At 68.4% G+C, this 8,035-nt stretch carries 11 protein-coding genes and 1 pseudogene; 5 read left to right on the top strand and 7 right to left on the bottom strand.

Features of this window, described 5'->3' with window-relative positions; genetic code table 11:
• The coding region (locus ACCC94_RS25470; RefSeq protein ID WP_413352406.1) for a GntR family transcriptional regulator at positions 1-269 on the bottom strand (269 nt) is incomplete at its 3' end.
• A gap of 264 nt (positions 270-533) precedes the next feature.
• On the opposite strand from ACCC94_RS25470, the gene cbpA reads away from it, so the two are divergent.
• Together cbpA and ACCC94_RS25480 are read left to right on the top strand one after the other, a co-directional pair.
• On the top strand, positions 534-1,502 hold the full coding sequence (cbpA, locus tag ACCC94_RS25475) for a curved DNA-binding protein (RefSeq protein WP_413352407.1): 969 nt from the start codon (positions 534-536) through the stop codon (positions 1,500-1,502).
• Positions 1,499-1,801, top strand: coding sequence for a chaperone modulator CbpM (locus tag ACCC94_RS25480; protein ID WP_041712201.1), 303 nt, complete (start codon positions 1,499-1,501; stop codon positions 1,799-1,801). The genes cbpA and ACCC94_RS25480 overlap by 4 nt, the downstream gene beginning before the upstream one ends.
• A gap of 10 nt (positions 1,802-1,811) precedes the next feature.
• On the opposite strand, the gene ACCC94_RS25485 is transcribed toward ACCC94_RS25480, so the two are convergent.
• The gene (locus ACCC94_RS25485; protein ID WP_413352408.1) at positions 1,812-2,558 is read right to left on the bottom strand and encodes a hypothetical protein; all 747 of its coding nucleotides are present in this window, start codon (positions 2,556-2,558) and stop codon (positions 1,812-1,814) included.
• 159 nt (positions 2,559-2,717) lie between these two features.
• On the bottom strand, positions 2,718-3,278 hold the full coding sequence (locus ACCC94_RS25490) for an NADPH-dependent FMN reductase (RefSeq protein ID WP_413352409.1): 561 nt from the start codon (positions 3,276-3,278) through the stop codon (positions 2,718-2,720).
• Between the two features lie 182 nt (positions 3,279-3,460).
• Between ACCC94_RS25490 and ACCC94_RS25495 the strand changes: the two genes are divergently transcribed.
• From ACCC94_RS25495 to ACCC94_RS25505, 3 genes are read left to right on the top strand one after another with little or no spacing between them, the layout of a single operon-like run.
• Positions 3,461-4,201: an NAD-dependent epimerase/dehydratase family protein gene (locus ACCC94_RS25495; RefSeq protein ID WP_413352410.1), complete on the top strand. Its 741-nt coding sequence runs from the start codon at positions 3,461-3,463 to the stop codon at positions 4,199-4,201.
• Positions 4,198-4,692, top strand: coding sequence for a cupin domain-containing protein (locus tag ACCC94_RS25500; RefSeq protein WP_413352411.1), 495 nt, complete (start codon positions 4,198-4,200; stop codon positions 4,690-4,692). Before ACCC94_RS25495 ends, ACCC94_RS25500 begins: the two co-directional genes overlap by 4 nt.
• A 22-nt stretch (positions 4,693-4,714) precedes the next feature.
• The gene (locus ACCC94_RS25505; protein ID WP_413352412.1) at positions 4,715-5,554 is read left to right on the top strand and encodes an arylamine N-acetyltransferase family protein; all 840 of its coding nucleotides are present in this window, start codon (positions 4,715-4,717) and stop codon (positions 5,552-5,554) included.
• A 2-nt stretch (positions 5,555-5,556) separates the two neighbouring features.
• Here ACCC94_RS25505 and ACCC94_RS25510 read toward each other — a convergent pair whose 3' ends face one another.
• The 4 genes and pseudogenes from ACCC94_RS25510 to ACCC94_RS25525 all read right to left on the bottom strand — a co-directional run.
• Positions 5,557-6,195, bottom strand: a complete 639-nt coding sequence (locus tag ACCC94_RS25510; protein WP_413352413.1) for a hypothetical protein — start codon at positions 6,193-6,195, stop codon at positions 5,557-5,559.
• 95 nt (positions 6,196-6,290) lie between these two features.
• On the bottom strand, positions 6,291-6,746 hold the full coding sequence (locus ACCC94_RS25515; RefSeq protein WP_413352414.1) for a DUF2214 family protein: 456 nt from the start codon (positions 6,744-6,746) through the stop codon (positions 6,291-6,293).
• 30 nt (positions 6,747-6,776) lie between these two features.
• Positions 6,777-7,820: a diguanylate cyclase gene (locus tag ACCC94_RS25520; protein ID WP_413352415.1), complete on the bottom strand. Its 1,044-nt coding sequence runs from the start codon at positions 7,818-7,820 to the stop codon at positions 6,777-6,779.
• Between the two features lie 17 nt (positions 7,821-7,837).
• Positions 7,838-8,035, bottom strand: a pseudogene (locus ACCC94_RS25525) (MATE family efflux transporter); the annotation flags it as partial.

Genomic DNA, 8,035 nt, shown 5'->3' on the forward strand with positions numbered 1-8,035 from the left:
CGTCCCGCCAGCTGCGGCGAAACCACGGTGCCCGCCGGCCCGCGTGCCAGCAGGTAGCCCTCGCTGGTCAGCAACTGGTAGGCCAGCTCCACGGTGCCGCGCGCCACGCCCAGTTCGCCGGCCAACCCGCGCACCGGCGGTACACGCTCGCCGGGACGCAGCGCACCGCGGGTGATGGCATCGCGGATGCGCTCATAGAGCTGGCGGTAGATCGGCAGCTCGTGGCTCGGGTCCAGCGGCTGGCGGAGCGAAACAGGGGATGCGGTCATGGCCTGGGAATTCAGGGGGCAAGTAGAGGGTTTGACTATGCCATGACCGGCATCAAGTCGTCCCGGCGGCCGCGATGCAGGATCAGCGTCTAGGCTTGCAGGCAGTGTTGAAAAGCGGAGGACGCGACTCCATCTGCTGTTGCAGAACCCGTTTTTTCCACCTGTTCGCCTCGCAGTGCGCGCAGCGGCTCCGGCTGCCCGCGCGATCCCTTTCGTGTACCAGGCGCCGACAGGTCCAACGCATGTGAGGAGTGACCCCTACCGATGGAATTCAAGGATTACTACGCGGCGCTCGGGGTAGCCCCCGACGCCGACGAGAAGGCGATCAAGACCGCCTACCGCAAGCTCGCGCGCAAGTACCACCCGGACGTCAGCAAGGAGCCGGACGCCGAGGCGAAGTTCAAGGACGTCTCCGAGGCCTACGAAGTGCTGAAAAGCCCGGAGAAGCGCGCCGAGTACGACGAACTGCGCCGCTATGGCTCGCAGGGGCCGCAGTTCGAGGCGCCGCCCGGCTGGCAGCCGCGCGGTGGTTTCGACGGCCCGCCGCCGGGGCACGAGCAGGATTTCAGTTACTTCTTCGAGCAGATATTCGGCGCCCGCCCCGGCGGCTCCCACGGCGGCTTCGGCGGTGCGCGCCAGCCGCAGGCCCATCGCGGCCAGGACGTGGAGATGGAGGTCCCGCTGTTCCTCGAGGAAACCCTCTCCGGCGACAGCCGGCCGATCAGCTTCAGCCTGCCCAGCTACGACGAATACGGCCGCAAGCTGCCGCCGCAGAACAAGACGCTGAACGTGAAGATTCCCGTGGGCACCGTCGACGGCGAACGCATCCGCCTCAAGGGGCAGGGCGCGCCGGGTATCAATGGCGGACCGGCGGGCGACCTGTACCTGGCGATCCGCCTGGTGCCGCACCCGGTCTTCGACGTCGAGGGTCGCGACCTCATCGTCACCGTGCCGGTGGCGCCGTGGGAAGCGGCGCTCGGCGCCAAGGTGGAAGTGCCCACGCTGGGCGGCCGGATCAACCTCGGCATCCCGGCCAACAGCCAGGCCGGCCAGCGCCTGCGCATCAAGGGCAAGGGCCTGCCGAACAAGGGCGAGGCCGCCGCCGGCGATCTCTACGCCGTGCTCAAGGTGGTGATGCCGAAGACGGCGGACGAAGCGACCCGCAAACTCTGGGAAGAACTGGCTGCCAAGGCGGCCTTCGACCCCCGTGCCGATTGGGGTAAACGCGCATGACGACGACAGTGATGGTGGTGGACCTCGACGAGCTCTGCCAGTCGGTGAACCTCCCCCGCGACGTGCTCGTCGAGATCGTCGAGGTGGGTATCGTGGAGCCCCGCGAACAGCGCGCGGGGCATTGGCTCTTCGATTACCAGGCGGTCAGCGTGGTGCGCCGCGCGGTGCGCCTGCGCCGCGAGTTCGAGCTGGACTGGCCGGGCATCGCCCTGGCGCTGCGCCTGCTGGACGAAGTGGACGAACTGCGTGCGGAGAATCGCTATTTGCGCCAGCGCTTGGCGCGATTGCTGGAGGAGTGAGGCTGGCCGGTTACTGGGCGGCGGTCAGGGCGTCCAGCGGGATGAACTGCACCAGGCCCAGGATGGGCGCTGCGAGGATGCCTTGCACATAGTTGATCCCGCTGCGCCGCAGGCTTTCGTTGGTCATCTGCGCCAGCAGTTCCAGGCGGCCGATCATGCGGCCGAACTCGCGCTCGAAGGACAGGTTGCGCCCGCTGGCGCTGATCTCGTTGGACAGCAGCAGCGGCTGGCCTTGCGCGTCGGTGCGACTGGCCAGCAGCCAGGCCGCCACCTCGATGTTCCAGGCGGCATTGGCGGTCATCTGCGGGTTCAGCCCGCTGAGCAGGTGCTGGGTGTCGGTACCGCCGTAGAGTTCGAAGAGCATGCTGCCGAGCCCGTAGATCAGCGCGCCGGCGCGGTCGCCGTGAAAGCCGGCGTCGAAGGCCAGGGGCAGGGCGGCCACCGATTGCCTGCCGCCCAGCCCGGGCAGCGGCTGCTGGTTGCGGATGGCGTCCATGACGCCTTGGCGCGCTTGTTCCCGTGAGGCTGCACCGGTCTTCTTCCATTGTGCGGGGTTGCGCTTGTAGAGCTTGTCGAGCAGCAGCGACAGGCTCTCGAGGTTGTCGCGCATCGCCAGGTTGGCGGCGCGGTTGGCGTCGTTCTGCAACAACTGCCCGGAACTGAAGCCCACGCCGTCGACGTCCTTTTTCACCGGTGGCGAAGTGCAGCCGGCGAGCAGGGCGAAGACGCAGAAGCAAGAGGAAAGGCGGCGCAGCATCGGCGGTCCGGGCGCGGAAAGCGGGCCTGAACCATGGCGTGGGAAGCAGCGTGGGGCCAGCCGGAAGGAAGGCGAATGCCTGATGCCGCAGCGGCTTGCGACCGGCTACTCAGAATGGCGCGAAGGGAAAGCGCCGGCAGGGGCCGGCGCGGGGGGCGATCAACGCGGCTGGTTCTGTTCGATCCAGGCGGAGAAGGCCTCGATGATGCTCTTCAGGAAGGGCTCGGTCTTCTCCGACAGCTTGCCGGCATCGTCGAAGAAGCTGCCGGCGCCGCCCAGGTAGGCTTCGGGCTGCTGCAGTACCGGCATGTTGAGGAACACCAGCGACTGGCGCAGGTGATGGTTGGCGCCAAAGCCGCCGATGGCGCCCGGCGAGGCGCTGACCACCGCGCAGGGCTTGGCGTTCCAGGCACTCTTGCCGTAGGGGCGCGAGCCGACGTCGATGGCGTTCTTCAGCACGCCGGGCACCGAGCGGTTGTACTCGGGCGTGACGAAGAGCACCGCGTCGGCGCGGGCGATGCGCTCGCGGAAGGCGCTGTAGCTGGCAGGCGGGGTGCCCACGTCGAACTCCTCGTTGTACAGCGGCAGGTCGCCGATCTCCACGATCGTCAGTTTCAGGTTGGCCGGCGCCAGGTCGGCGAATGCCTTGGCGATCTTGCGGTTCAGGGATTCCTTGCGCAGGCTGCCGACGACCACGGCAACATCGAAGACTTGGCTCATGACGACTCCTCAGGATCGGGGTATTGAGCCGTTTGTTATAGACGATGAGCGTGACATTGCGCGGACATGGATCAAGCTTCGGCAATCATGTCCCAGTCATTCTGCGCAATCTTGGCTCTGTGGGGTGGGGCATGACGTCACTAGAGTGACAGCATGTCCAAGCCGCCCGATCCGAGGTCCCCATGTGCATGAAAGTCTTCTTCGCCGGCGCCAGCGGCGCCATCGGTCAGCGCCTGCTGCCGATGCTGCTGGAGCGCGGCTACCAGGTGCTGGCGATCAGTCGTTCTGCGCAGCGTGCCGCCGCGCTGGAGGCCGCCGGGGCGCGGGCGATGGTGCTGGATGTTTATGACGCGCCAGCCCTGCATGCCGCCATGCTGGAGTTCCAGCCGCGCTGGGTGATCCACCAGCTCACCGACCTGCCGGCCGGCCTCGACCCCGCCCTGATGCCCGCTGCCCAACCGCGCAATGCGCGCGTGCGCCGCGAAGGCACCGCCAACCTGGTGGCGGCGGCCCGTGCCGCCCGGGTCGAGCGCATGGTGGCGCAGAGCATCGCCTGGGCCTACGCGCCGGGCGAGCTGCCGCTGCACGAAGAGCAACCGCTCGACCTGGATGCAGCAGGCCCGCGCGCCATCAGCGTCGGCGGCGTCGCCGCGCTCGAAGAAGCAGTGCTCGGTGCCCGGCCCATGGAAGGCATCGTGTTGCGCTACGGCCGGCTCTACGGGCCCGGCACGGGGACCAATGCAGCAGACCCGGAGCTGTCTGTGCATGTCGACGATGCCGCCCGCGCCGCTCTGCTGGCGCTGGAGTGGGGCGCGCATGGCGCCTACAACATCGCCGAACAGGACATCGCCGTCAGTTCGGCCAAGGCGCGCCATCGCCTGGGCTGGCAGCCGGGGTTTCGCCTGGCGGGAGTGCCGGCATGAACCTCGCAGCGAGACTTGATGCCCGCGCCGGACTGGTGCTGGCTGTTGCCGCAGCCGCTGGTGTGCTGATCTGGCAGGCCGGGGCGCGGCCGGCGGTGAGTCTTGCGCAAAGCCATGCAGGGCATTCCGCCAGCGCGCGCCCGGCCACGCAGGTGACGCGCCTGTCCTGCGAGCCGCTGGCCGACATGCCCGGCAAGGTCGTGACCACCCTGCAGGTGGACTTCCCGCCCAACGGCTACACCCCGGCGCACCGCCATCCCGGCGCGGTGACCGCCATTGTGCTCAGCGGCCAGGTGCGCTCGCGGATGCAGGGCCTTCCAGCGCAGACTTACAGCGCCGGCCAGACCTGGTTCGAGCCCAGCCGCGAGCTGCACCTGTTCGCCGAAAACCCCAGCTCCAGCGAGCCCGCGCGCCTGCTGGCGGTGATCGTCAGCGACGCCAACTGCGGCCCGCTGCTGATCCCCGAGCCGAACCCTGACCAACACCCCTGATGCTTCGCGAAAGGAGATTCGCATGACCCCGCTCACCCCCTTCAGCGCCGCCCAGCTCGACGCCACCCTGGCGCGCCTCGGCCTGCCTGCGGAGCGCCTCGCGCCGACGCTGGAGAACCTCGACCGGCTGATCGTCGCCGCGCTGCATCACCTGCCCTTCGAGAACCTCGACGTGCTGCTGGACAAGCCCATCCTGATCGAGCCGGACGCGGTGTTCGCCAAGGTCGTCGAGCAGGCGCGCGGCGGGTACTGCTTCGAGCTGAACAGCCTGTTCGCCCGCCTGCTGGCCAGCCTGGATTACCGCGTGACGCTGCTGGTGGGCCGGGTGCGCTGGGGCTTGCCCGCAGATGCGCCGCTGACGCCGCAGACGCACCTGCTGTTGCGCGTCGATCTGTCCGAAGGGGCGCATCTGGTGGACATCGGTTTCGGCGGTCCGGCCTCGCCCCGCGCTCTGCCCTTGCAGCTGAACGAAGAACTGGCAGGTGGCTGGCGCATTGCCGGATCGTTCGAGGGCGAACTGGAGATGGCGACGCGCTCGGCGTCCGGGTGGCAGACGCTGTACCGCTTCACCCTGGAGCCGCAGCACTGGGCCGACTATTTCATGCGCAACTGGTACACCTCGACCTACCCGCAGAGCGTGTTCCGCAACTCGCTGCGCGTGGCGCTCAGCGAGAAGGGCGCGCGGCTGTCGCTGTTCAACGGTCAATTCACCCGGCGCGGCGCGGACGGTGAAGTCGAGCAGCGCGGCATCGGGAGTGCCGATGAACTGCTGGGCGTGCTGCGTGAACGTTTCCACCTGCAGGTGGACGCGGCGCAGAGCGATGCGCTGCATCGCCGGCTCGGCCAACTGCTGCTCGCGTAGGGTTATTCGCCCGCGGCGGTGGCCGGTACGTCAGGCGCCATGCCGATGGCCAGCCGCACGATGCGCCCCGGCAACTCATTGCGTTGCAGCGAGCCACCGGGCGGGCCTTCCAGCCAACTGCCCATGAGGTCGGAGGCCTGGCATTGCAGGGTGCGCTGCTTCATCAGCAGGTCACCGGGCACCGGCTGCAGCCAGCGGCAGCGACCGTCGAAGATGCGCACGCCCCTGTCCGGCATGCGTCGGGCGGAGTCGGCGAGGCGGTCGTGGAATTCCAGAGTGGCGAAGGCCTGGTCGGGCGCACGAAGGCTGCCGGCGAGATCGGCGGAGTCGCCGTCCAGCTGGATCCGGATACGGCTGAGTTCCCGCGTGCAGCCGCCCTCGTGCGTGCTCAGCGGCACCTGGAAACTGACCCGGTGCGGCCGCTCGCTGTGGCCCGGCGTTTCGAAGAGGCGGTGAACCACCGTCCGGCCCGCCGAGCCCCCGCAACTGGCGCCGCTGTACTGCGCATCGCCGGTGAGCTGGAAGTCGCCCGGCAGGTCGGCTTCGAAAGTGAACTCGTGGCTCGTGCAGCCACTCAGCCCGAGGGTCGCCATGACGGAGAGCAACCGCCACAGGCGGCGGTCGAGGAAGCGCGGAAGCATGGGGAAGTCCTGCGGCAGTCGAGGCTGCGCAGGAGCATCCGCCGATCACCTCAGGGGCTGAATCGGAAGGCGCCGAACCGCTTGTAGGAATGCGCTCAGCCGATCATTCCGAAACCGCGCGCCATCAAGCTCGCCAGCAGCGGCAGGATCAACAGGGCCAGCAGCTCCACGCGGATGGTCATGATCACCAGCTTCGCCTGGCGTTCGCTGGGCACCGGGACGCGCCCGGCCTTGAGCTCGTTGCGCCAGTTGAGGAAGGTCATGGTCGGCAGGATCGACAGCAGCGCCACCAGCACGAACAGGCCGATCTTGGCGTGGAACAGGCTGTTGTGCAGGTAGTAGTCCGCGCCCTTGGCGAACCAGACGACCCGCGCCGCGCCGGTCAGCAGCACCACGCCGGCGCAGGCACCGCAGGCCAGGTCGACAATCACCAGGCTGCGCGCCCGCGACAGGTCCAGCGGCAGGCGGAACAGCTGGTGCTCCAGCACCAGCAGGGCGAACAGGATGAAGATCGACAGGTAGTGCAGGTACGCGGCGATGGCTTGGGCCATGGGTGGGTCCTCTGCTGGGGCCTTTGTGGATCAGGCTGAAGCCGGCGGCGAGCTGAAATTCACCCGGTCGCGCCCGGCCTGCTTGGCACTGTAGAGCGCGGCATCGGCGCGTTCCAGTGCCTGGTCGACCTGCTCTTCCCTGGCCAGCAGCGTGCAGCCGATGCTCAGGCTGACCGGCAGCGGGCCGCTGGCCAGGGCCACGGGTTCATTGCCGATCAGCTGGCGCACGCGCTCGGCGATCCGCTGCAGTTCCTCGCTGTCCTTGACCCGCAGCAGGGCGACGAATTCCTCGCCGCCCTGGCGCACCAGCAGGTCCTCCGGGCGCAAGGCGGCGCGCAGGCGCCGGGCGCATTCGCGCAGCACCTGGTCGCCGCCGGCGTGGCCGTGCCGGTCGTTGATGGATTTGAAATGGTCGAGGTCGGCGTAGATCACTCCGAGCTCGGCCTGGTGCTCCCGCGCCAGGCGGCATTCGCGTTCCTGGAAGGTGGCCAGCGCGCCGCGGTTCCACAGCTGGGTCAGCGGGTCCAGCAGCGCCTTGCGCTGTTCACGGTCCATCTCCACGCGCAGGTCGCGGTTGCTCTGGATCAGGCTGCGCAGCTGCAGGTAGCCCTCGGCGAGCGTGGCCAGGTCGCGGAAGTTCGCCTGCTGGGCGGCACTGAGAGTGCGCGGCCTTGGATCGACCATGCACAGAGTGCCGATCGCCTGGCCATTGCCGGCGCGCAGCGGGCGCCCGGCGTAGAAGCGGATGTAGGGCGGGCCGAGCACCAGCGGATTGTCGGCAAAACGCGGGTCGCGCTTGGCGTCGGGCACCAGCAGGGTGCCTTCGCCGAGAATGGCGTAGCCGCAGAAGGAGACGTCGCGCTCGGTCTCGTTGGCGTCCAGCCCGACCTTGGCCTTGAACCACTGACGGTCCTGGTCGATCAGGCTGATCAGCACGGTGTCGACCTGTGCCAGGTCCTGGGTGAGCTGTACCAGCGTATCCAGGTAATGCTCGGCCGGGGTGTCGAGCAGGTTCATCGCATCCAGGGTCTGCTGACGCAGGGATTCGTCAGTGGGAATGGGACAAGCCGGCATGGATTCTCCTCAGAAATTCAGGGGCTGGCGGGTGCCTGCCAGGCATCCTGGCGCGTCAGTCGCCAGGCGTAGGCCGCGAGGATCAAGCCTCGCAGCAACATGAAACACAGGAAGGTTAGCCACAAACCATGATTTCCCCAGCCCTGCAGGGCAAGGCCCAGCGGCAGGCTGGCAGCGCAGGCGAGCAGCATGGCGTTGCGCATCTCGCGGGCGCG

The organism is Pseudomonas sp. Pseusp97 (genome assembly GCF_047304025.1).
Taxonomy (GTDB): domain Bacteria; phylum Pseudomonadota; class Gammaproteobacteria; order Pseudomonadales; family Pseudomonadaceae; genus Pseudomonas.

Excerpts from the sequence above, each read along its gene's own strand:
- ACCC94_RS25490 (WP_413352409.1), bottom strand. The coding sequence starts at position 3,278 with ATGAGCCAAGTCTTCGATGTTGCCGTGGTCGTCGGCAGCCTGCGCAAG.
- ACCC94_RS25515 (WP_413352414.1), bottom strand. The coding sequence starts at position 6,746 with ATGGCCCAAGCCATCGCCGCGTACCTGCACTACCTGTCGATCTTCATC.
- ACCC94_RS25480 (WP_041712201.1), top strand. The coding sequence starts at position 1,499 with ATGACGACGACAGTGATGGTGGTGGACCTCGACGAGCTCTGCCAGTCG.
- ACCC94_RS25485 (WP_413352408.1), bottom strand. The coding sequence starts at position 2,558 with ATGCTGCGCCGCCTTTCCTCTTGCTTCTGCGTCTTCGCCCTGCTCGCC.
- ACCC94_RS25510 (WP_413352413.1), bottom strand. The coding sequence starts at position 6,195 with ATGCTTCCGCGCTTCCTCGACCGCCGCCTGTGGCGGTTGCTCTCCGTC.
- ACCC94_RS25500 (WP_413352411.1), top strand. The coding sequence starts at position 4,198 with ATGAACCTCGCAGCGAGACTTGATGCCCGCGCCGGACTGGTGCTGGCT.
- ACCC94_RS25505 (WP_413352412.1), top strand. The coding sequence starts at position 4,715 with ATGACCCCGCTCACCCCCTTCAGCGCCGCCCAGCTCGACGCCACCCTG.
- ACCC94_RS25495 (WP_413352410.1), top strand. The coding sequence starts at position 3,461 with ATGTGCATGAAAGTCTTCTTCGCCGGCGCCAGCGGCGCCATCGGTCAG.
- ACCC94_RS25520 (WP_413352415.1), bottom strand. The coding sequence starts at position 7,820 with ATGCCGGCTTGTCCCATTCCCACTGACGAATCCCTGCGTCAGCAGACC.
- cbpA (WP_413352407.1), top strand. The coding sequence starts at position 534 with ATGGAATTCAAGGATTACTACGCGGCGCTCGGGGTAGCCCCCGACGCC.